Source organism: Thermofilum adornatum (assembly GCF_000446015.1).
Classification (GTDB): Archaea; Thermoproteota; Thermoprotei; order Thermofilales; family Thermofilaceae; genus Thermofilum; species Thermofilum adornatum.
Map to the genome: position 1 here is coordinate 1117538 of NC_022093.1, position 21710 is coordinate 1139247.

Genomic DNA, 21710 nt, shown 5'->3' on the forward strand with positions numbered 1-21710 from the left:
CAGCATAAATCTTGAACCCTCTGTATTGCAGTTATCTCAACGAAAAACTAATAAATTCCACGAATACTTATTCTAATCAGCCCCGTCAGCACCGGCGTGAATCCGGGCGCGGGGACCAGCCCCGCGTAGCTCAGCGGTAGAGCATCCGGCTGTAGCCCATAGCCCGCGGCGACAGGCGTCAAACGCTGGAATGAGGCCGCGGCAGCCGGCAGGCACCGGAGGGCCCCCGGTTCGAAACCTGGTGCTGACGGGTTTTAGTTGTTGCTTGTCTTTTATCTGGGAAGTGATGCTTGTGAGTAATACTTATGTATATCATGTATGAAACCTTAATGGGAAAAAGATGAAGCGAGTTTTAGTTTTCATGGCTTTAGTGGGTACTTTGCTTGTTATTGTTTCTTTGACTTTTTACTATTATCCTCGTCTTTTGAAGCATGGTGCTTCTACATTGGAAGAGAAATTTAGGCAACTCTACGCTTCTAACCCAGACTTTAGGCTATCAGTTGATGAGCTTAGGCGTATGGTTCTGGATCCTGACACGCCTTTCGACAAGGAGATGGCGCGTAAACTCTTTAACTCTGTTCTCAGGGAGCTGGGTGTATCTGAGATTGACTCCCTGCATTTTAACTATGGAAAGTCGGTTTATGGGCGTGTCAACAAGAGTTTTCCTACTGTGAGATGTGATTTTCCTAGCGATTTTCATCTAGTAGTTGTACAGCCAAAGACTGATGTTGAGGCTGGCAACTCTCTTGAGAAAGTGTATTTTTGTAGCTATGAGATAAATGGAAAAAGTGTAGTAGAGGTTACTCTTGTCTTTAGGAATGAAAGGAGCCCGTCTAGCACTCTAGAGGATGCATGGTATGAGGCTTGGAGACTTATTTCGTGGGGAAGGTCAAGGGATATAGAGACCTTTTTCGTGGTAAGGGAAGGAGAAAAAACATATGTTGATTTTTCAGGGCTTGGGCTTGTTCTCAACCAGACATTGTCTTTACGGCTTGTAAAAGCTATAGGCAGTGGCTCCAAAACGTATAGCGAGTCTGCCCACGAAGAAGAAAAAATAGAAATCAGCGGCCCCAACATTACAATCTATGTCAACACTTATAATCATGCTCTAGGCCTAAAGGACAATAATCCAGGTCTTGAGAAGGTGATTTTTAGAGTCACGGAGAGCAATTCTACACTAGGGAGACGGGTAGATGCTGAGAATGAATTCTCCGACATCCGCTACATAAATGAACTTGTTGGTCTCTAGCTAGTGAAAGAATCATGGTGTTAAAGATAAAATAGGTTTTCTAGCAGTAAGTCCAAGAAGAAAGCTCCCGTGACTTTATACCAGCTTTATTTTTGTATTGTTTGCTTTGGCCTTTTCAAGTAGTGTTTTAAGTTTTTCCCTGTTGACTAGTGTCTTTGGGACTGCTAGGACTGGTCTAGCCTTGAGGAGCTGGGCTTTCTTAGCTATCGATTCAATTGCCTGGTCTATGTTCTGGTTAGGTTTCAGTACTTCGATTGCAAATGTTTGCTTGTTTCCTTTGGCTATGATCGGGACAGGTCCCAGCCGTGTTGGGTGATTTATTTCTACGTGGAGGCCAGCATAGAGGTATCGGGTCGCGACTTTGCCGATGAGTCCGTACTTGTTTACGAGGGCTTTTCCTATGAATTTTTGTCTAGGGGTCGTCATGGGTGCTCATTATTTCTTCCTGATTTTTGTTTTTATTTCTTTTTTCGACTTTTGTCTAATGTTTTTTAGGTTAGCGTTAAATATTAAGATGAGTTAATTAATTGTTATCGCATGGATATTCCGCAGAGCCTTTACGAGATACTCCTCGCCATAGTAAATATATATAGTTCCGAGAAGCGGCCTGTCACAAGTGTCGAGATCGCCGAATACGTGGGCAAAAGCGACGGAACAGTTAGAAACGTGATCTCGGCCCTGAAGGCTATGGGTCTCGTCGAGGCAAAGACTGGGCCCGGAGGCGGCTATGTCCCAACAGTCAAAGGGGCTGAAATAGCTAGAGGCAACGTGGCGTTTGATAAGTTATGGGAGCCCATAAGGCTCATTATAAATGGTAGGCCCACACAGCTGTACGTACTAGAGCTGGACTTCATGGGCTTGGGCGGGCCACTCTCGCCAAAGGTTGTTTTAAAAGTTGTGGGAAGCATGCACCAGGTAACAAGGGGCTCGCGGGTCGTCGTCGGCCCTACACAGGCTACACGCGTAATTGTGAGAGGCGAGGTTGTAGAGGTGAACTCTTCTAGGCGCGAAATCCTAGTAAATGTAGAGTCAATGGTTGCAGTGCCCAGGCTAAAGGCAAGAGAACTCATGACTGGCAACGTGTTAAGTGTCTCCCCGGGCGAGTCTCTACGGAAAGTCGCAGAGATAATTTTGGAGAAAAACATTAGGGCTCTACCTGTTGTCGACGGCTCGGGCAGGCTAGTAGGGATAATTTCGGCGCAACACATTGCAAAGGCTTTTCTTAGGGGCGAGTTCACTGCTTCGGTTTCTGAATACATGGATAGAGATGTCCCTACAGTCACGCTAGAAGAGGACATCTTGGACATAATGAGGCTCATGGACAATAGAAACGTGGGAAGAGTAGTTGTGGTAGACGAACAGGGGTCTCCTGCCGGCATAATAACTAGGACTGACATATTGAAGACGATGACAAGGATGTTCGACTTTTCCGCCCCTAGCCGAGAAACTCCATAAGCGTTTTCTGCCTAGTAGCCACATTGATAAAGGTGCTCCTCCTAAGAGCTACCTCGAGAGGCGTCTTTAGCCTCGTTTTTATTGCTTCTAGAGCCTCTCGGAGAGACTCATACCTTTCAGGCGGCCTGCCTAGTGCGGCTCTAACACTTTCTCTGATCTGCCAGTTGCCAACAGGAGCAAAGTACTCAGGCGTAACTTCTCTTATTGCAAGTACCCTTGCTTGCCTCCCCCTCTTATAGAGATTCTCCAGGACAGGAAGCCTAATCGCGTCGTAGCCACCGTCCTGGCCAGAAGGCCTGCCATCGCTGTACTCATGTATGAGAGTCGTATAGGGCTCAGCGCCTGGCACCCACACAGAGTTCGGCAACCATATCTCGACCATCTCCATAAACCATGGCCCCGGCAAAAACAAGAGTACATAATTGTTCCCAATGTAGCTAGAAGTATAGACCTCCACACCACTTATCTCCGGAAAAGTCTTTACCTTGCTCAGCAGATAGTCTCCAATAGCCCTGTCAACGGCGGTTATCGACCACCTTGTTGGGACAAATTTTTTGTCGACGCCGAGGGCCCCAGAAGACAACAGCCTCTGGAGATAGTACACATCGAAACCACGACTATAGAGCTCTATGAGGGCCTCCCTAGCTTTAACCCTGTCAGTAACAAGGCTGTCGACCCTCCTAGGAATAACAGGGTTACTAGTCAAACTTATTTTTTTGACTTCAGCCGAGAACCCCACAGGCTTCACCAATGGGTCAAACCTCATAGTGAACACTGGTGGGCGACTAAGAAACACCTCCGACTCTACAGGCCTAATAGACATTGCCGCTTCCTGTACTGCTTCTGCAATTCTATTGGAGGCACTCCTGACCCTCAAGACCCTGTAGCTGTAAATCATAGACGCCCTAAGCTTAATTATGTCCAGTAGGCCCAGCCTCCCCCACCAAGAGCCCGGGTCTTCAAATAGAGGAGCATTATCCCCCTCTGCAAGATTCACCCCGACCCTGACGTAGGGGTAACCTTTCTCTCCGACAAGTAGAGATGGTGGAGAAGGAGCCGCAATGTCCCTTGCCTCCTTTAATTTCTCAAATATGCCTGCCTGCTCCTTAAGCCTCAGAAGAATATGACAAGCAGGCAAGCCACACAGCCTACGTGAGCCCTTGCACCTAGCACACATGTATGGCTTGGGACGAGTAACCAGAAGGCTCGACTCCCCTATGTTTGTAAAGATGTCTTCAGTAGCATTTGGGCTTTCCACAGCTTTCTTCAGGTATTAAAATACAGCCACAGGTATATTAGCTCTTCTACACTTCCCGTGGTATTAAAACATTGTTACATTAACAATATGAAGAAAAAGATAGAAAGCTACCTTACAAAGTCTACAAACTTGTTTAGGAAATCTTCTGGCTTTTCAATAAAGGGGGTATGGCCAGCTCCCTCCACAGTAAATTTCTCGTAGTATCCTCCTCTCTCAACATAACTCTCTAAGAAACTCCTTATCTGTTTAACCATAGGTTGAGGCGGAAACTTATCTTGACCAGGATAGCCAGGAATAAAGCCCATAAGGCCCAGAGTACCTACGTCCAGTAGCGACGAATCCGAAACAATAACGTCCTTTGTTCCATGCACCCAAAGGATAGGAGGTTTCTGGGCAACATCTAGGAGTCCCCGCATCTTTAGATACTTGGGACTCATTGCATTTAATACGCCCCTAGTTCCGGGGGCAACATAGGGCCAGTTGGGGCTGTCAACATAGTCGCCAGGATAATTATCCTCATTTACCTCTGCACTAAACAGCATTTTCAACAACTTGTTCAACAGCTCTTCACTAACAACAAAGTCGTCTGCAAAAAAGGTCTTAGCCACATTTGCAGGCGCGGCTGGATGATCGACCCCCGTATATTTTTCCTTCAACAAACGGACAAAGTCGGGGTTATACTTTGCGACAAGTCCAGCACCAGAACCCGCGTAGTCGTCATAGCACGGCGTTCCATGCTCGTCCTTTGTACCTCCAAAGCCGTAGGGAGACATTGGATCCACTATTACAACTTTCTCGATTTTTACCTGGGCAGGAGCATCTATCACTGTTTGAAGCGCCACTGCTCCGCCTAGACTATGACCAACAACAATATACCCTTCATACTTGAGCTGTAACATCAACTGCAAGATGTCATCAGAAAAATCTTTCAAGCCACGAGTAGCATCAACCGGTTTTCTACCACTTTCGCCGAAACCTCTAAGATCAGGAGCAACAACGTCATACTCGCTGGGTATCTTTGGCATAAAGTCTTCCCATATTAGAGAGGATGAAAGGTTTCCATGTATCAAAACAACTGCCTTTTTACTGTTTCTCGATAGAAACCTATAGCTTAGAGAAAAGTCTTTTGAAAGCTTCCTTGAACGCAACTCTACACTAGACGTAAAACTCACACCCCTCGGCACCCATTTTATCCTGCAAGCAATTGAAATAGCCCGTGGTTAACTACCCACACAAATCCTTCAAGCCTTGAGCTCCCTAAACCTTTCAGAGATTAGTCTCCAGTCTTCCTGGCTAAGCCTCCACCCCATTGCTCCCGCGTTTTCCTCCACATGTTTAATGCTAGAAGCCTTTGGTATCGGCACCACTGGATTGATCACTATGAGCCAGTTTAAAGCAACCTGTGTAGCAGTCTTACCATACTTCTTACCAATATCTGCCAAGAAGCTATCCTTCGAGAGTTGCCCCTTCTCAAGCGGGGTATAAGCTAGATAAAGCATGCCCTCTTTCTCAGCATACGGAATCACAGTGTCCTCGTCCCTCCTATCCAGCAGGCTAAATTTGTTCTCGACAGCCACAATATCCTCCCTGCTTAAGCAGCTCCTCGCCTCCTCTATCAACTCCAGCCCAAAATTACTCACACCAATAAACTTGGCATACCCACGAGAAACCACAGCCTCTAGACCCCTCATCGTCTCGCATAGAGGAACCTCTGTAGGAGGCCAGTGTATAAGGTAAAGATCTATGTATGTCCCAAGCCTCCTCATACTTGCCTCTGCAGCCTTCACCACGTCATCGTACCGGGCATGTGTGGGCCAAACCTTCGAAACAATAAACAAATTGTCGCGCTCAAAACCACTAATAGCCCTTCCCACTATCTCCTCGCTGTGCCCAGCGCCGTACATCTCTGCAGTATCAATGAGAGTCATGCCGAGCTCGATTCCCCTCTTCAATGCCGCTATCCACTTTTCATCCATACTTGTATCCTTGCTCCAGAAGCCGCCGCCCACGCCCCATGTCCCCTGCCCAAGGACAGGGAGCCACCTATCCATCTTCTTAAAATATTTTAGGTCAGCCATAACCCTGTAGATCAAGACCACGCTTAAATGTCTTAGCCTAAAGGTAAACAATAAGTATTGGTAGACCAATAACATTTATAGAAACATAATGCAGGGGCAAGCAGAAGTAATAGGGGCAGTTCTATTACTCGTAATCGCGGTAGCACTCTGGGCGATAGCATGGAACATATTCTACCCAACATACCAGCAGGCATCCCAGCGAATCGAACGAGAAAGACTACTGGCAGAAAAAGGCCTCAGGGAATACATCCTCGTCGAGAGAATATACCTAAAGAACGGTCATATCTGTGCATGGATAACCAACACCGGCGACGTCCAAACAGAGCTCGTCTCACTATACCTAAACAACACACTCGCATGGAGCGGCTATATAGACCTAAAAGCGGGCTCCTCGACAGAGGTATGCACAAGCCAAACAACCAAGGCGACCTACAGGGTCAAAGCCTGTAGCTACACAAACTGCTTCGAGGTGACAGACTATGTACCGTAGAGGCCAAGCCTCCGCAGTAGGAGCAGTTTTCCTAACCCTAATCGTAATCCTCCTAGCCGCACTCATAGCAAGGCAAATCCAAGTCCAAACAGAAGTCCAAAAAATCGCATCCGAAACAGCGAACCAGAGAAGCGGCGAAGGACAGCTCTCCTTAACCCTAAACTACACATACCTGACTTCCTCGCTTGGAAAAATAAACAATTCACAATACACATGCATACAAAGTTTGGATGGTATAACGTGTAATTTTGATTCACGACTTTCAGGCGGAACACATACATTGACGCTAAATTTTTCAGCAACAAATCCTCCCAGCTATTTCTATAATGTCACAAGTAACCTATATCTCTCATCCAGCGTCACTGTGCAGGCAACCCTATATGAAAACAATGGTGGTATTCTCATTGCTAGGAGTACCTACACTCTTCCAGCAAATTCTCCAATCATTATAACTAGTCACTTTGTAAACTATACACTTATCTTCTCGTCTACCTCTCCTTTCAGGATATCAATCGACTTTCTCAATTATACCTTCCAAGCCTATAACTCGACAGGCTTCTACGCAAAAATAACCAACATCGGCCCCAGCCTCACCAGGCTCTATGGTCTATGGCTCCTCAATAGCACCTATGCCAGACGCATCAACACTTCGACATGGCTTGAACCAGGCGCCTCGCAGACGTTTTCGGTTAATCTACCAGTTAGTAGTATCTCAGAGATAAGAGCTGTTACAACTACAAGAATAAACATATTTGAAATAAACATTAGGCCGCCAGCTTATACTGGAGCTCCCGGACCAGGAGGAGCTACATATCCTCATTTTACAATTTATTCTTATAATAGTAGTATTGTTGGTGCTCCTTCCTCTAGCGAGAGGCTTGTTGTTGGCCTTGTTAATGATGGTGGTGCTAGTGGTGTGGCTGTTGTAAGGGTCTTGGATTCTAGTGGTAATGTTGCTAGTTCGGCGTCGGTTAGTCTTTCTCCTGGGCAGAGGACAGATGTATCTCTGAGTGTTGTTTTGCCACCGGCTTCTGGCAACTACCAGTGGAGAATAATAGCTATAAACAATGTCACTGGGAACCAGGACGACGCGAAGACAGTCCTAGTACAGGTTGTCACTTATACGCCTGTCTTCTATATAGCTTCCTATACGGGGAATATTACTGGCGCTGTGTCGTCTAGGCAGCTCTTCGACGTGACCGTCACGAATAGTGGCAACGCGACTGGCACAGTTAGGGTGAGGGTGCTGGATCAAGCCGGCAACACGGTTAACGGCACGGTGCTCGCTGTCCCTCCTGGCGCCAGCGTTGCCACAAGCCTAGCCTTGACTCTTCCATCTAGCAGTGGCACGTACAGCTGGACAGTGCAGGCTGTAGACAATGCTACAGGCACTATACACGACTCGAAGCCCATAACCGTTAGGGCAGTAGTCTACCAGCCGAAGTTCAGCATCCAATCATACAACACAAGCATAACTGGCGCGGCAGGCTCGAAGCAGAAAATAGTGGTAGCGGTAGCGAACACTGGAAACGCCACCGGGGCCGTCCAAGTCAACATCATAGACAACAACGGCAACACCCTGAACAGCACGACCCTATCAATACCAGCCGGCCAGACAGCCACAACAACACTCACAGTAACCCTACCATCTAGCAGGGGCACCTACACGTGGAGAATAAACGTGACAAACCAGGCCACAGGAAAAATAGACGACACAAAAACACTACTAGTTACCGTAAAGGACATCTACTTACAGAGCAGGTGCGCATTGATCTATACCCCCTTTGAATCCTTGCCCAGCGGCTGGTCCAGCATCGGCGGGTCATGGTCTATAGCTCCCGGCTACGGCGTTGGCGGTACGAGTGCTTTGAAGGGCGTGGACAACGATGCTGGCCCTGGAGGTGACTCAGTTTACTATTGGCAGAGCAGTGTCTCTAGTTACGCTAATCTTTATGCCTTAGTTCAGGTTACAAATGTAAATAGCAACGATAGAATTTACGTAGGTTATGGTCTGTTGGAGAGTGCAAGTAGCAGTTCTCGGTTATATGAAGTGTCCCTGTATGCTCGGGGACAGAGTGTAAGGTTGAATATTTACCTCTGGACTGGGGCCTCCTGGATAGAACTTAGCAACATTGATGTTCCTTACTCAGGCACAACCTACGTGTTGTTCTTGAGTTTTAGCAAGTCGGGGACTTTAAACTCTATCAGTGCAACGTTATATGATCAGGGCGGTAATGCCCTTGGCTCTACTTCATCTACCAATTCTTTATTCAGCGTCAATTATTTTGGACTTATCGTCGATCAAGGAACAGGCTACTTCGATAATCTGGTTGTCGCTAGTACATGTGATCCTCGGTATGTGCAAGTTAATGGCTTGAGTTCTGGCTGGACTGCTGAGCTTAGGGACTCAAGTGGTAACCTGGTCTCCTCCGCAGTAGCGGGCAACTCTGGAACCGCTACCCTCAGTGTGCTTAAGTTGCCGGTTATTCTCAATGGCTCAATAATAATTAAGGATCAGTACGGAAGCGTGATAATACAGAAAACATTTAGCCAAGTAGTGGGAGGAGACACCTACTCCTACGGATAAATTGTCTTTATTTTCAGCGTTATCTCCAATACTTTTCTAATACGTTTTGTTTAGAAGTGTGTAATGGTGTCCAAGGAGATCGAGATAATTAACCCGAACTCCAACGTAGCTATAGCTACTTTATGGACGAAAAAAGAAATAGTTGTTGAAAGGCTTAAGAAGCTAGGAGTCGCCGACATGGTTAACATAGTAGGGACCCTCTACACAAAGTACGGGATAAACTATCTGTTACACACCTTTTCCCATAACCCGCGACTAGACGTCTTGATACTGTTTGGGGCAGACATTATGGGTAGCGGCGAGGCGCTAGTCAAACTCTTCAGGGGCGAGGTTGACAAGGGGCTGAGCCTAATGTGGAGTCTCGAGGAGCTTGCAGGAGTCTTATCAACCATTAGGCTCATCGACCTCAGGGAAGAATTCAAAAAGGGCAACTGGCAGAGCCTCGTAGAAGCTATAATAGGGAATTATAGACCTAACGTCTATAGAGAAAGGCCTATACTTTCCCTTAGGGAGGCACAGGTTGCCTCATGGCCTATCCAGACGGCTGGGCTCTACATACAGGAGAAGAACATTTTCCGGGCATGGGTAAAGCTCGTCGATGCAGTGATGACGTGGGGCTTTGTTAAGGATACTGAGTATAATGAGAGACAGAAACAACTGCTGGGCGCCTCCGTGGTTCTCAATTACTCGGAGCAAATATATGATGGGCTCCTTAACTATTTCTCAAGAGAAGAGCTAGAGCGCCAAGCAAAGTCCCTATTTGAAGGGGAAGATAGTGTCGCCTATACCTATGGTGAAAGGCTGAGAGCACACCCCCAAGCCGGAGACCAGATCAAGCGCATGATCGACAAGCTTGCCCATTCGCCATCAACGAGGAGGGCAATAGCTATAACCTGGGACTTTTCAAAGGACTTTACATCAAGGGATCCACCCTGCCTCGTCCTCCTTCATGGCGACGTTTCGGGAGACCGGTTCAATCTGGTAGCTTTCTTTAGGAGCCACGACGCCTATTCTGCCTGGCCAATCAACGCATATGGGCTTGTGAGGCTTATGGAATACTTTGCAGACGAGCTGTCAAGGGAAACTGGAAGAAAAATCTTTCCGGGAACATTAACGGTTTACAGCTCTTCTCTACATATATATGAACACGACTGGGCTAGGGCGAGTGGACTCGTCGAAAACCACTTTGAGAAGGCTAGGTCTGTCTTTGTAGAGGACAATAAGGGCAACTTCCTCATAAGGGTGGAAAACGGAGAAATAGTCGTAGAGCTTCGTACACAGGAGGGTCTCCTAGCTAAAAGGGTCTCCGGCAAGTCTGCGCAAGAAGTTCTAAGGAAAATCAACCTTAACGCGCTGATGCCTGAGCATGCCGCATACTTGGCCAGGGAGGTCTACAGGGCTGAACAATGCCTGAAAAACAACAAGCCCTATGTACAGGAGGAGGCCTAGGGCGAACTAGCTTTTAGCTATCTTCTTGATCTTCTCAAGGACCCTCGCAAAGTACTCGATTTCTTCCTCAGTGTTATAGAGGTATAGGCTTGCCCTGGCCGTACCCATAGGTGCACCTAGCCTCTTTACAAGTGGAAGCGCACAGTGGTGACCGCTACGGATAGCTATCCCCTCTAGGTCCAGCATAGAGGCAACCTCGTGAGGAGTCAGGCCTTCAACATTGAAGCTAACAACTCCCAGTCTATCCTTTACTTCCAGCGGCCCATAGATCTTTACCTCTAGGTCTTCGAGCACCTCTAGCAGGCGCTTAGTTAACATTTTTTCATGTTCCTCTACTTCCCCCATTCCCAATGTCTTTAGATACTCTACCGCCCGTGCAAGCCCAACTGCCCCCGCCACATTCGGGGTCCCAGCCTCAAACTTGTGGGGCGCATGGAGCCACTCAGCGTTACAATTGTCCTCCTGGCACTCAACCAGGGAGATTGCGCCGCCCCCTGGAAATGGAGGCTCAAGTTTTTCTGCCAGCTCTCTCCTTATGTAGAGCCCGCCTATCCCCATTGGTCCCAGCATTTTGTGGCCAGAGAAGGCAAAGAAGTCGGCGTCTATCTCTTTTACATCGATGGGCATATGGGGGGCACTTTGGGCCCCGTCTACAAGGCAGACGGCTCCATGGCTATGCGCCTCTCTACAGATTTCCTTAACAGGGTTAACTACTCCCGTGACGTTACTCACATGCGTCACTGCTACAACTCTTGGCCTCATGGCCAGGGCTTTATCAAAGTCACCCATGTCCAGCCGGCCCTCCTCGTCCACGTTGACTATTCTCAGTCGTGCACCCGCAAGCTTGGCCACACGTACCCACGGCAAAAGGTTGCTGTGATGCTCCATCCTAGTAGTTAAGATTAGGTCACCTCTGGATATCATGCCGGAAGCCAGTAGCGAGTAGGCGGCCAGGTTGATTGCCTCGGTTGTCTGCTTGGTGAAGACAAGCTCGTCTGGCATAGCGCCTATAAATGCACTAACTATTTTCCGCGACTCCTCGTAGGCTTCTGTCGCTCTCAAGCCTAGCTCGTGGACGCTTCGACCAACATTTGCATAGATGGTTCTGTAGAACTGTTCTACTGCCTCTAAGACCTGTATCGGCTTCTGGGTGGTAGCGGCGTTGTCAAAATACACAAGCTGCTTTCCGTGAATTTTCTTTTCTAGAACCGGGAAATCTTTCCTAATGCCTGAAACGTTCAGCAAAATCTCCACCCAATGCTATACCGAAAAGGAATACTTAAAATCTTTTATTATACGTATTTTTCCTCTAGCAGCAACGTAAATGAATAAATATGATTCGCCTGTCAATACTTAGAACCTATTATCAAGGGATCTAAATGAAGGAAACACATTTCCACGCAAACGGACAGGCGCCGGAAATCCTGCTACCCCGTCAAAAAAAGATTCTAGATGCACTCCTCCAAGGCAAAAATGACCTAGACGAGATAGCACGCACGATTAGTACTAAACGCGAAGACCTAATGCGTGACATAGAAGAGCTAAAGGCTAGGGGACTCATCGAGGTTCAACGGGAAGAAAGAGAAATAACTGTTTTGACCGAGGAGGCAAAGAGATACCTCGAGACAGGTCTGCCAGAGGAGAGGCTAGCAAGACTTCTCCAGAAGACTGGGACAATAAAGAGAGGCGAAATCCTAGAGGCATCAAAAAGACTAGGCATACCTTTTCTGCAGGACGAGGTTCAGACAGCAATTACGCATCTTGCAAGAGCAAAGGCAGTTACCTTTATAAATGATGCACTACAGCTCTCAAGCCCTGAAAACGCGGAACAACACGTCTCCAAAGTAAGAAAAATGCTACAAAGCATAGAAAAAGGAGAAACTCGAAGCGTCGACATAGACTACCTAAAGAAAAGAAAACTAGTTGAAACCAGGAAACAGACAAAAATCTACCTCTCACCGACCGCGAAACTTCTCTCGTTAAATGAGATGGGCCTCATCAGGGAAGCAGAAGTAATAACAGAGCTCACAAGCGAGATCATAGAATCCGGGAAGTGGAAAAACGCAGTCTTCAAAGAATTCGACCTCAGCGTAGAGATACCGGCACAGCCATTCGGCAAGAAACACCCATACCTAGAGTTCCTAGACTGGATCAGGGAAATACTAGTCTCTATGGGCTTCGAAGAAATGAAGGGCCCACATGTCGAGCTCGAACTATGGAATTTTGACGCCCTTTTCCAGGCACAGGACCACCCAGCCCGGGAAATACACGACACCTACTTTGTTAAAGGAGGACTCCTAGGTAGCGTGGCCGACAGCGAGCTCCTCAAAAGGATAGCAAGCGTTCACGAGAACGGCTGGACCACGGGCTCGAGGGGCTGGGGCTACAAGTGGGATCCCCGCAGGGCACTACGCCTGATCCTAAGGACACAGACCACCGCTGTCTCTGCGCGCACGCTCTATTCCCGAGGCGAAGGAAAATACATGTGCTTCTCTCTCGACAGGGTTTTCAGACCCGAGAACCTCGACGCTAAGCACAGCATGGAGTTTTACCAGCTGGAGGGAATAATTGTGGGTCCACAAGTCACATTCAGAAACCTGCTAGGTTTCTTCCAGGAAATGGCCAGGAGGCTAGGGCTAGGCGAAGTAAAAGTCAAGCCAGCCTATTTCCCCTTCACGGAGCCCAGCGTAGAGGGCTTCATAAAGCATCCAAGCCTCGGATGGATAGAGGTTTTCCCCGGCGGGATGTTTAGGCCAGAGATGCTGTCAGCGCTTGGACTAAGGAACGTAAATGTGGCGGCGTGGGGGATAGGAATAGATAGAATAGCGATGACTGTTCTCGGTATAGATGATATACGGCTACTCTTCGCCCAGGACCTAGAGTACATAAAGGGCTCTAAGCGTCCAATCCCCCAAAGCCTAATTACGTATCCGGGCACCAAGAACATGTCCGGTTCAGACAGGAACATTTAGGTGATAAACACATGCCAGTAATAGAGGTTAAAATCTGGGACCTCGAGAGGCTCGTGGGGCAGAAACTAGAAAGAAGCATGCTAGAGCAGATTCTTTCAAGCTTGAAATGCGAAGTAGAAGAAATAACAGATGACACTGTTTCATACGAGGCCACGCATGACAGACCAGATCTCTATTCTGCCGAGCTTCTCTCTCTATACGTAAGGGGGCTCCTAGGAATAGAGACAGGCTTGCCGAGGGTCAAAGTAGTAGAGATGACCGAAAAGGCAGAAATAAATGGTCCAGACTATAGGCCCTATGCTCTCTTCGCCGTAGTTAGAAACGTAAACCTAGACGACGAGGCAATAAGACAGCTGATGCAACTACAGGAAAAGGTGCACATGACGTTTGGCAGGAATAGGAGAAAAATCTCTGTTGGACTCTACGACCTCCGCGGCATAGAGTTCCCAGTAAAGTACACAGTTGCGGATCCAGACCTAAAAATGAAGCCCCTGGGCTTTGGCTTCGAGATGAGCCTAAAAGAAGTTCTCAAGAGTCATCCCAAGGGTATAGAGTATGGGCACCTGGTGTCCCAGTACGACAAGTATCCAATAATTCTCGACGCCGAGGGGAAAGTTGTAAGCTTCCCACCCATAACCAATAGCGAAGACTTCAGGGTGACAGAGGAAACCCGCGATGTCCTCATAGATGTAACCTCGACAGACCTAGAGTCTGCAAGAAGAACCATCACGCTTTTTGCCTACGCGGTCTCCATGAGGGGAGGAGAAATACAGCAACTACAGCTCTCCGGAAAGATAAACGAGGTCTCGCCCAGGCTTGAGCCAGACATGATGAGGTATCCCGTAGAGCTCAATAAGAAGCTCCTGGGCCTTGACATTGGTCTAGAAGAGACGATGAGATTCCTTGCAAAAATGAGGATGGATGTCTCACCCATAAACAGCAACGAGCTAGAAATAAGGTACCCCTACTTCAGGACAGATATCCTTCACCCAGTAGACATCTCAGAAGAAGTGGCAATGGCATACGGATACAACAATATAGAGCCAGAAGTAATGCCGCCCCTACATCCGGGACGCGAACACCCGCTAGAGGTCTTCACACGCGCAGTACGCGAATCTATGATAGGTTTAGGCTTCATCGAGGTCAACAACTACATGTTTACTAACCCAGGCCTAATGTATGATAAGATGAACGTCCCAAGGCAGCCAATAATCGAGGTCGAAAACCCCCGGCACGAGGCCTATACGGCTCTGAGAACATGGATAATACCACAGCTTCTCAACATTCTCTCTAGTAGCAAACACGCCGGCTACCCCCAGAGAATATTCGAGACAGGAGACGTTGTCTTGCCAGACGATAAAAGCGAAAACAGGACAAGAGAAGAGAGACACCTAGCATTCGCCATAGCAGGCAAAGGAACAACACTCACGAACGGCCTATCTGCTGTAAAATCTCTCTTCAACATGTTCGGCGTACCTGTCAAATTCGAGAAATACAAGCACCCAAGCTTCATAGAGGGCAGGACAGCACAAATAGTGACACCTGAGGGTCCAGCAGGCCTAATTGGAGAAGTTCACCCGCAAGTCATAACAAACTTCAACCTAAACGTACCAATAGTTGCAGCCGAATTAAACATAGAAGTGATACACAAATGCTATCTCAGCCAGCAGAAAAAGGAGCATTAATAGACCTCTGGGGAACAATCCTCTACCCAGCGCCAAGCCTAGAAGAATACACAAGGGAAAGAGCCAGAAAAATCCTACAAGTGTTGCTAGAGCTCGGCATAGATACAACGGAGCAAAAAATATACGAAACCTACAGGGCGACCCGTAGCCTCGCAGACAAAATTAGAAACTTTACAATGCTCGAGCTATCCCTAGAAGGGGAAGTAATCCTCCTACTAGACAAGCTTGGAATAGAGCCCAGAGAAGAAACAGTAAGAAAGTTATCGGAAGCCTTCATACACCCATACGTCTCGATGGTAAAGCCTGCCCCAAACGTGAAAGAACTACTGGAAACAATCAAAGCCCTAGGTTTCAGGCTCATACTAGCTTCAAACACTATGAGCACGGCCCACAGCCTCCAACTACTAAAGACACACGGGCTATACGAACTATTCGACTACCTAGCATTCTCAGACAGCATAGGCTTCCGAAAGCCCCACCCAAAATTCTTCTCACACATAATAAGCGTGACTGGAATTGTCCCCGTGAAGAGCTTCTTCCTAGGAGACGAGGAAGTAGACATAAGAGGAGCAAAACAGCTAGGCTTCAAGACCATCGCCTATACAGGCTTCCATCCCTACACTGGAAACACCCAGCCAGACTGCATAGCAGAAAACCCTGAAAGAGTAAAAGAGTGTATAAAAAGTCTCGAAATATAAAAATAAAAAACTCTTATTCAGGAGGCGGTATAGACCTCTTTAACAGATCCACGTGCTCGTCAGTGAGAAGAACCTCCCTATATGGCGCTAACGCTGGTTTTCCATCAACTATCTTCACTCTGTTAAAGAAGAACTTCCTCGCGTTTAGATCCGCAGTAAAGACCCTGATTTCCGGCAAGCCTTCAAGCCACCCTCTAATCTTGTCGTCCGATAAAACAGTTGAGAGTTGTTTCGTCGCAATCCAGACCCTTACATGTATAGCTAGAGCCTTTCTATATCCAGACTCCATAAGTGCCCTAAAAGTCTTAATCGCTGCCTCGTTTACAGTGCTGAGTTTCTGTTCACCCCCATACGAGATATAGACAACATCGAAGTCGCTAGAAGAGACCTTTTTCGCCGTCTCGCCAATGTTTTCATCATAGGTATAGACGACTCCAACTCCATCCCTATAGCCACTGTAGTAAGTAAAGGAGGTTAGGGCCGCAGTAGCCATTCCAGCACAAATCCTGTCGGGATATGTTATCACTGCTACCTTCCTGTAGCCATCAAACAAGTGCTCACCTACCAGCCTGCCCGTTAGGCTTCTTAGATATAGCTCTTCTGAAAGTGGAAGTAGAGATGCTTTACCAGACATTTTTTCACCATGACAATGTCATAACAAGATTTTTTAATCTTTTTGTTCGAAAAACAAACTAAACTATTAAGGGAAACACTCGAAAAGCCAATAGCTAACAGAAATTACGTCAAGACGTATGACAGGCAAAATTTTTCTAGGAGAAAATGAATATGAGTTAAATGTGAAAATACTGGTAACCAATGACGATGGGCCATTTTCGCCCGGCTTAGCGATCCTACGGGAAGCGGTAAAGGGGCTGGGAGAAGCCATAACTGTTGTCCCTGAGACACCGAAATCTGCGACAGGCCTAGGCCTAACCCTTCACAAACCTTTGAGAGTCAACAGGATAACGTCAAATGATGACTTCATATATCTGGTCTCAGGCACGCCGAGCGACGTAATATACATAGCTATGAACGTCATATCCGGGAAGCCCGACCTAGTAGTTTCAGGGATAAACATAGGCGACAATCTCAGCGTGCAGGTCATACTCACCTCTGGCACAATAGGTGCAGTCTTGCAGGCCGCAATAGAGGGTGTCCCAGGCATAGCCTTTAGTGCTGCCGTTGATTCCCCAGAGGAGCTAGAGGAAGGCGAATACAGGAACTTTATCCTCAGAGTCACCCGTTTGGTTACACGTATCGCTATAGAGGAGGGCCTCCCGAAGGGAGTCGATGCATTAAACGTGAACTTTCCCCCCATAATCGCAAACGAGGTAGTAATAACAAAGCCAGCCGTGAAAAGATTCTCGACTTCTGTAGTCAAAAGAAAAGACCCCCAAGGAAAGCCGTACTACTGGCTATACGGCTCGCCAATAGAGGCAGAAAAAGGCACAGACGTCCACGCGGTCCTAGAAGAGGGAAAAATAGCCATAACCCCACTAAGCATCTCCAACGTCTTCTCGTCTGTCCCCGTCTCAATAGAGAACCTAGTCAACAAGATCAGGATGGAACTAAAGAAGCAAAGCTAGAGAAACCCCAAATTTTCTACAAGCCGACACGCTATCCGAAAATCTTCATGGGACATTGACAGCATGGAGGTAACCCTTAAGCTCGTGCATCTCTTCCCGAAAATCGAAAAAACAAAGCTAAATAAGACCTAACAAGAGATAAGGTCTTTGATGGAGAAATCCAACGTAAAAAACTTCTTGGTGACCGGTAGACCCGGAATAGGAAAAACAACCTGCGTAATAAGAATAGCCGAGATCTTGACCAGCAGGGGCGTCACCGTCGGGGGAATGGTAACCTACGAGGTACGGGAAAAAGGAGAAAGAATCGGTTTCAACATCAGGGACATATACACTGGGAGAGAAGGAGTCCTAGCCAGGACAGGCCTAACCCAGGGGCCACGAGTCGGCAAATACACGGTGAATCTAAAGGACCTAGAGACAATCGGCGTAGAAGCCATAAAAACCGCCATCCAACAAGCCCAAGTCATCATAATAGACGAGATAGGGCCCATGGAGCTATACAGCAAAAACTTCTACACAGCCGTACTAAGCGCCCTAGACTCCACTAAACCAGTAATAGCAACAATACACGAGAAAGCCCCAAACTCCCAAGAAGGAAAAACCATACTGCAGAGAAAAGACGTCAAACTATACACATTGACATTCGCAAACAGGGAAAACATGCCACCAATGATAGCAAAAGAAGTCGCAACACTAATCACGAAAACGGCATAAACAAGCAACACCTGGCCCATCACTGGAACAAAAACCCAAGAGCCACCCATCCCAAGATCGCCGACTCCTACACGTCCAAACACAAATTAATCGTAAATCATTGTAAAATACTTCCCAACCCGTAGCCTAAAAGTTATTTATGAAGTTTCTCGTCGAGAGGATTATTTTAAAAAGAGATTACGGGAAAAATTCCCGACCTCGAACGGGGTGTTTCGGGAAAGTTCCCTGCTGGAAAGTTTCAGAAGTTTCCAATGTGTAAATTTTAGTGCTAGGGCAGTTTTGCTGACTTCTTGATAAAATCAAACGTTAAACATATAAACCCCTCGAGTAGAAAAATTCGGAAGCAAGTCAGAAAGAATTGAAAGTGCTCATCTTGTCACAGGATTTTCGTACGATGAAGTCTGGATGCAACTCAGAAAGAATTGAAAGAACAGGAAAATTACGTCATTCATCTCCTTAGCCATTCTGAGGATGTAACTTAGAATGAGTTGAAAGAGCTGGGTAAAATCATATTGCAAATCTTCTTCTTGGTGCGGTTTAAGTCAAGTAATATATTTGTGCTAAGTAGAAGGTAACGGGTCAAATTAGCTTTGCCAGTATCTCTCGTACGATTTCTTCATTTACCTCGAACGGCGCGTTTTGCAAGTTACGCTTGTACTTTAGCCCCTCTGAAACATATAGGTCAAGCTGTTTCTCGTCTATACCGAGCTCCCTGAGGCTTGTCGGGGCGCCTATCCTCTGATAGAGCTCTCTTAACGCCTCCCGTAGTCCACCTACCATGGCTATATCTACGTGTCTCCTGAACTGTTCGGCCCTGTGGGGGAGACGGGACTCGTAGAGCTCGACTGCGCCCAAGAGTATGAGTGCGCTGGCAAACCCGTGGGGGAGGTTTAGCCTAGTTGTTAAGGGGTATCCTAGGCCGTGCCCAATATTTGTGCCAGTGAAGTTGATTGCCACTCCTGCAAGCATGCTGGCATACAGCATCCACTCTCTGCATTCGAGGAAGCCGTCCACGGCGCATGGTAGCTTCCTGAAGATGATGCGGGCGGCCTCCAACGCGTACATGTCAGACATAGGCGTGCTTTTCCCGCTGAAGAATGCTTCAACAGCGTGGCTCAGCGCGTCTAGACCTGTGCTTGCCGACTGGTCTCTAGGGAGATACCTCAACACCTCGGCGTCCAAAAGGGCCAGCGATGGGTAGACGCCTCTACCAGAGATCGCAACCTTCATCTGTTTCTCGTCAACCAGGACAGAGTACTTTGTGACCTCGCTCCCGGTTCCATGAGTCGTAGGTATAGCTAAGAGGGGCAAGAGCTCCTCGTCCACGCTTCTAGGCCACAGATAATCCTTGGCGCTACCTCCAAGCGTGTAGGTAACGTTTGCCGCCTTGGCGGTGTCAATTACGCTTCCGCCCCCAAACGCGACAAAGAAGTCGATCTTCTCTCGCCTAGCTACCTCGGCGCACCTGTCAGCTGTCTCTACTGAGGGGTTAGGATCTACCTCAGAGAAGAAAACACTCTCTATACCTACCCTAGCTAGTTCTTCGCGGATCCTAGCGTCGAAGCCATACTTCTTAGCGAATCCTCTCCCAGTAACTATCAGGGCCTTTCTGCCTAGACCCTTTGATAGCTCTCCAATCTTGCCCAGCGACCCCCTCGAGAAAACTATCCTTGTCGGTAACTCGTATGTGAAACTTATAGAGCTATACACGTTTTCTAGATGCATGGCAAAACTATTTTTGTCTTTCCCCAAACGCTTAGCAGGCTAGCCTCTCCTCTGCAAGAGCAATTTCAGAACCGGTATACTTTCTATATCACGGCTTGAGAGCTTGTCCCAGTAGATACCTTCCGGCCTAGGATACTTTCTCTGAGTCTTTACAACCCGCTGGGGAGTAAACAAGTAGTCCATCGGGACGTCATGGGAATCCATCGGTATCGAGTCGACTATCTGTAGCTCATGTACAGTCGTGACTATTGGCGTTTCCTCGCTTATAGCCCCCAAAGTCTTCAATATGGCATACTCGAGGTCACTGAAGCCTCCCCCCTTCCCGACTCTCCCGCCATAGATGTCTACGGCCACGCTACCAGCAACCTTCAGGTCTATCGAGGGAACCCTTTCTAGAACTTTTTCGCCAAAAATGAATGCACCCTTTATCGTGGAAGCTATGCCCACCTTGTTGCTGGGTATCTTTCGGGGGTCTAGAACAATGAAACCGTTTCTCAGGCGTGGAGAAGCCATAATGAGGATTTTCCCATCTCTCAAGGCAAGCTCTCTAACATGTCTCTGCGGAGAATCAGGATTCGAAAAAACAACTTGGGCCTTCTGATATATACTTGAAGCTCTCAGCTTTAATGCCGCCTCCCGTGCACCCCTAAAGTTTGGTATCCTACCCTCTACAGGGAAAGGCGGAAGGGCAACATTTTCCTCCAACAATTTTCTCCAAACTTTCTCTCTAATCTCCTGCTTTTTCTCCCTCAAGCTACATCCTCGTGTCTAAAAATATTGAAAAATAAAAATAGTTTCTCTGTCGTTGTGTCGGCAAATTAGTGATGAAAAAGAAATTTAAGGAAGGGAAACTTTTTCAATGTTAAAATTTCCATGAAGCTATGCATTATCTCCAAGATATAATTCCGAGTGTGTTTCTTTTCCGGCCAAGTCTAAGCCTTTAATAGTTACGTGGAGCCTATTCTCGACAGGGTCAATCTTTATACGTGAAATATAGGCGTAGTTTTTCTCTACGTATTCTACTAGTTTTTCGGGGTCGACGCCCTTAAAGCCTAGCAGGCTGAAGACAGCCGTGTAGGTCGCTATAAGTGTTTTGAAGAGATCACCTTTTCCTATTCCTCTAAACCTCCCATTTCTAAGCTTTCTGTATATGTTTGCCTCGTCTCTTAACCCTTTCTCGTCCAAGAAGGTTAAAATTTCTCTATCCTTGAAGAGTAGCCTGTTTTCCTTTGTACCAAGAAGTCTTACAGCGCTCCGGAGAGACCTGTAGGCATAGTTTAACGAGTCGTGGAATCTACCGGTAAAATAGTTTTCGAGGGAAAGGTTTAAGCATGCTAAGGCATTCTTTTCGAGGTATTCTAGGGTTCTCGTGGTTATCGGGGGCTTTTTGGTTATTACTTCATAAAGCGTCTCGTCTGCATAGATAAGTTTACTGTCTCCTAAGAGTTCATGTGCAAGGAACTCTCCGTCCTCTAGAAGCTTCTTTAAGTCATCAATAGTCAAAATAAGAGTTGACACGTCTTGTCCAAGCTCTTCAGCTAATAGAACCCTTTCCTCCAGAGAGACTTTGCCCCTAGTAATAATCGCCACGTTTACATCGCTGAGAGGTGAGAAGTCCTCTAGCCGTGAAGCAGAGCCGAAGACAATAATGCCTAAAACGTTGTCCCCCAGCAGAGGAACAATGATTGATTGGATGGTCTCCAGCGACATCGCTCTCCATCTCCTGCGTCTCTGTCCTTATAAGAAAGAAAGCCTCATATATGT

The 21710-nt window shown here is 47.2% G+C and carries 19 protein-coding genes; 10 read left to right on the top strand and 9 right to left on the bottom strand.

Translation table 11 applies throughout. From position 1 onward, the window contains the following. Nucleotides 1-445 precede the first annotated feature (445 nt). Nucleotides 446-1249, top strand: a complete 804-nt coding sequence (locus tag N186_RS06095; RefSeq protein WP_148682110.1) for a hypothetical protein — start codon at nucleotides 446-448, stop codon at nucleotides 1247-1249. Between the two features lie 75 nt (nucleotides 1250-1324). On the opposite strand, the gene N186_RS06100 is transcribed toward N186_RS06095, so the two are convergent. Continuing rightward, nucleotides 1325-1675, bottom strand: coding sequence for a hypothetical protein (locus tag N186_RS06100; protein ID WP_020962904.1), 351 nt, complete (start codon nucleotides 1673-1675; stop codon nucleotides 1325-1327). Nucleotides 1676-1786: 111 nt separating this feature from the next. On the opposite strand from N186_RS06100, the gene N186_RS06105 reads away from it, so the two are divergent. After that, nucleotides 1787-2704 (top strand): CBS domain-containing protein, encoded by a 918-nt coding sequence (locus N186_RS06105; protein ID WP_020962905.1) that lies wholly within the window; start codon nucleotides 1787-1789, stop codon nucleotides 2702-2704. Here N186_RS06105 and N186_RS06110 read toward each other — a convergent pair. The 3 genes from N186_RS06110 to N186_RS06120 form a co-directional block, all read right to left on the bottom strand. Next, complete coding sequence (locus N186_RS06110; RefSeq protein ID WP_020962906.1) at nucleotides 2685-3962, bottom strand: Nre family DNA repair protein; 1278 nt, start codon at nucleotides 3960-3962, stop codon at nucleotides 2685-2687. The two genes, N186_RS06105 and N186_RS06110, sit on opposite strands and share 20 nt — an antisense overlap. Before the next feature lie 107 nt (nucleotides 3963-4069). Next, nucleotides 4070-5134 (bottom strand): alpha/beta hydrolase, encoded by a 1065-nt coding sequence (locus N186_RS06115; RefSeq protein ID WP_187147003.1) that lies wholly within the window; start codon nucleotides 5132-5134, stop codon nucleotides 4070-4072. Nucleotides 5135-5203: 69 nt separating this feature from the next. Continuing rightward, the gene (locus N186_RS06120) at nucleotides 5204-6040 is read right to left on the bottom strand and encodes an aldo/keto reductase (RefSeq protein WP_052885675.1); all 837 of its coding nucleotides are present in this window, start codon (nucleotides 6038-6040) and stop codon (nucleotides 5204-5206) included. A gap of 88 nt (nucleotides 6041-6128) precedes the next feature. Between N186_RS06120 and N186_RS06125 the strand changes: the two genes are divergently transcribed. From N186_RS06125 to N186_RS06135, 3 genes are all read left to right on the top strand, one after another. Next, nucleotides 6129-6530: a hypothetical protein gene (locus N186_RS06125; RefSeq protein ID WP_020962909.1), complete on the top strand. Its 402-nt coding sequence runs from the start codon at nucleotides 6129-6131 to the stop codon at nucleotides 6528-6530. Further along, entirely contained in the window at nucleotides 6520-9117 is a 2598-nt protein-coding gene (locus N186_RS06130) for a hypothetical protein (RefSeq protein ID WP_020962910.1), read from the top strand. The genes N186_RS06125 and N186_RS06130 overlap by 11 nt, the downstream gene beginning before the upstream one ends. A gap of 66 nt (nucleotides 9118-9183) precedes the next feature. Then, the gene (locus N186_RS06135; protein ID WP_240366726.1) at nucleotides 9184-10566 is read left to right on the top strand and encodes a thymidylate synthase; all 1383 of its coding nucleotides are present in this window, start codon (nucleotides 9184-9186) and stop codon (nucleotides 10564-10566) included. 6 nt (nucleotides 10567-10572) lie between these two features. Here N186_RS06135 and N186_RS06140 read toward each other — a convergent pair whose 3' ends face one another. Continuing rightward, a complete protein-coding gene (locus N186_RS06140) occupies nucleotides 10573-11811 on the bottom strand; it encodes an aminotransferase class V-fold PLP-dependent enzyme (RefSeq protein ID WP_052885676.1) in 1239 nt (412 codons plus the stop codon). Nucleotides 11812-11945: 134 nt separating this feature from the next. On the opposite strand from N186_RS06140, the gene pheS reads away from it, so the two are divergent. From pheS to N186_RS06155, 3 genes are read left to right on the top strand one after another with little or no spacing between them, the layout of a single operon-like run. Then, nucleotides 11946-13538 carry a phenylalanine--tRNA ligase subunit alpha gene (gene pheS, locus N186_RS06145; RefSeq protein WP_020962913.1) on the top strand — a complete coding sequence of 531 codons (1593 nt, stop codon included), beginning with the start codon at nucleotides 11946-11948 and terminating at the stop codon, nucleotides 13536-13538. A gap of 11 nt (nucleotides 13539-13549) precedes the next feature. Further along, complete coding sequence (pheT, locus tag N186_RS06150) at nucleotides 13550-15223, top strand: phenylalanine--tRNA ligase subunit beta (RefSeq protein WP_020962914.1); 1674 nt, start codon at nucleotides 13550-13552, stop codon at nucleotides 15221-15223. Continuing rightward, the gene (locus N186_RS06155) at nucleotides 15190-15921 is read left to right on the top strand and encodes an HAD family hydrolase (protein ID WP_020962915.1); all 732 of its coding nucleotides are present in this window, start codon (nucleotides 15190-15192) and stop codon (nucleotides 15919-15921) included. The genes pheT and N186_RS06155 overlap by 34 nt, the downstream gene beginning before the upstream one ends. A gap of 13 nt (nucleotides 15922-15934) precedes the next feature. On the opposite strand, the gene N186_RS06160 is transcribed toward N186_RS06155, so the two are convergent. Further along, a complete protein-coding gene (locus N186_RS06160; RefSeq protein WP_020962916.1) occupies nucleotides 15935-16555 on the bottom strand; it encodes a hypothetical protein in 621 nt (206 codons plus the stop codon). Nucleotides 16556-16673: 118 nt separating this feature from the next. Here N186_RS06160 and surE point away from each other — a divergent pair, with 118 nt between their 5' ends. Both surE and N186_RS06170 read left to right on the top strand, forming a co-directional pair. Next, nucleotides 16674-17507: a 5'/3'-nucleotidase SurE gene (surE, locus tag N186_RS06165; RefSeq protein WP_240366727.1), complete on the top strand. Its 834-nt coding sequence runs from the start codon at nucleotides 16674-16676 to the stop codon at nucleotides 17505-17507. A gap of 150 nt (nucleotides 17508-17657) precedes the next feature. Continuing rightward, entirely contained in the window at nucleotides 17658-18221 is a 564-nt protein-coding gene (locus tag N186_RS06170) for an NTPase (protein ID WP_020962919.1), read from the top strand. Between the two features lie 579 nt (nucleotides 18222-18800). Here the strand turns inward: N186_RS06170 and N186_RS06175 are convergent. The 3 genes from N186_RS06175 to N186_RS06185 all read right to left on the bottom strand — a co-directional run bounded on the left by N186_RS06175 (nucleotide 18801) and on the right by N186_RS06185 (nucleotide 21656). Then, nucleotides 18801-19931, bottom strand: coding sequence for an iron-containing alcohol dehydrogenase (locus tag N186_RS06175; protein ID WP_240366728.1), 1131 nt, complete (start codon nucleotides 19929-19931; stop codon nucleotides 18801-18803). Nucleotides 19932-19985: 54 nt separating this feature from the next. Further along, a complete protein-coding gene (locus N186_RS06180; protein WP_020962921.1) occupies nucleotides 19986-20699 on the bottom strand; it encodes a 5-formyltetrahydrofolate cyclo-ligase in 714 nt (237 codons plus the stop codon). Nucleotides 20700-20825: 126 nt separating this feature from the next. Beyond that, on the bottom strand, nucleotides 20826-21656 hold the full coding sequence (locus N186_RS06185) for a nucleotidyltransferase domain-containing protein (RefSeq protein ID WP_020962922.1): 831 nt from the start codon (nucleotides 21654-21656) through the stop codon (nucleotides 20826-20828). Between the last annotated feature and the right edge of the window lie 54 nt (nucleotides 21657-21710).

Excerpts from the sequence above, each read along its gene's own strand:
- N186_RS06155 (WP_020962915.1), top strand. The coding sequence starts at position 15,190 with ATGCTATCTCAGCCAGCAGAAAAAGGAGCATTAATAGACCTCTGGGGA.
- N186_RS06105 (WP_020962905.1), top strand. The coding sequence starts at position 1,787 with ATGGATATTCCGCAGAGCCTTTACGAGATACTCCTCGCCATAGTAAAT.
- N186_RS06125 (WP_020962909.1), top strand. The coding sequence starts at position 6,129 with ATGCAGGGGCAAGCAGAAGTAATAGGGGCAGTTCTATTACTCGTAATC.
- pheT (WP_020962914.1), top strand. The coding sequence starts at position 13,550 with ATGCCAGTAATAGAGGTTAAAATCTGGGACCTCGAGAGGCTCGTGGGG.
- pheS (WP_020962913.1), top strand. The coding sequence starts at position 11,946 with ATGAAGGAAACACATTTCCACGCAAACGGACAGGCGCCGGAAATCCTG.
- N186_RS06130 (WP_020962910.1), top strand. The coding sequence starts at position 6,520 with ATGTACCGTAGAGGCCAAGCCTCCGCAGTAGGAGCAGTTTTCCTAACC.
- surE (WP_240366727.1), top strand. The coding sequence starts at position 16,674 with ATGACAGGCAAAATTTTTCTAGGAGAAAATGAATATGAGTTAAATGTG.
- N186_RS06160 (WP_020962916.1), bottom strand. The coding sequence starts at position 16,555 with ATGTCTGGTAAAGCATCTCTACTTCCACTTTCAGAAGAGCTATATCTA.
- N186_RS06170 (WP_020962919.1), top strand. The coding sequence starts at position 17,658 with ATGGAGAAATCCAACGTAAAAAACTTCTTGGTGACCGGTAGACCCGGA.
- N186_RS06100 (WP_020962904.1), bottom strand. The coding sequence starts at position 1,675 with ATGACGACCCCTAGACAAAAATTCATAGGAAAAGCCCTCGTAAACAAG.
- N186_RS06120 (WP_052885675.1), bottom strand. The coding sequence starts at position 6,040 with ATGGCTGACCTAAAATATTTTAAGAAGATGGATAGGTGGCTCCCTGTC.
- N186_RS06185 (WP_020962922.1), bottom strand. The coding sequence starts at position 21,656 with ATGTCGCTGGAGACCATCCAATCAATCATTGTTCCTCTGCTGGGGGAC.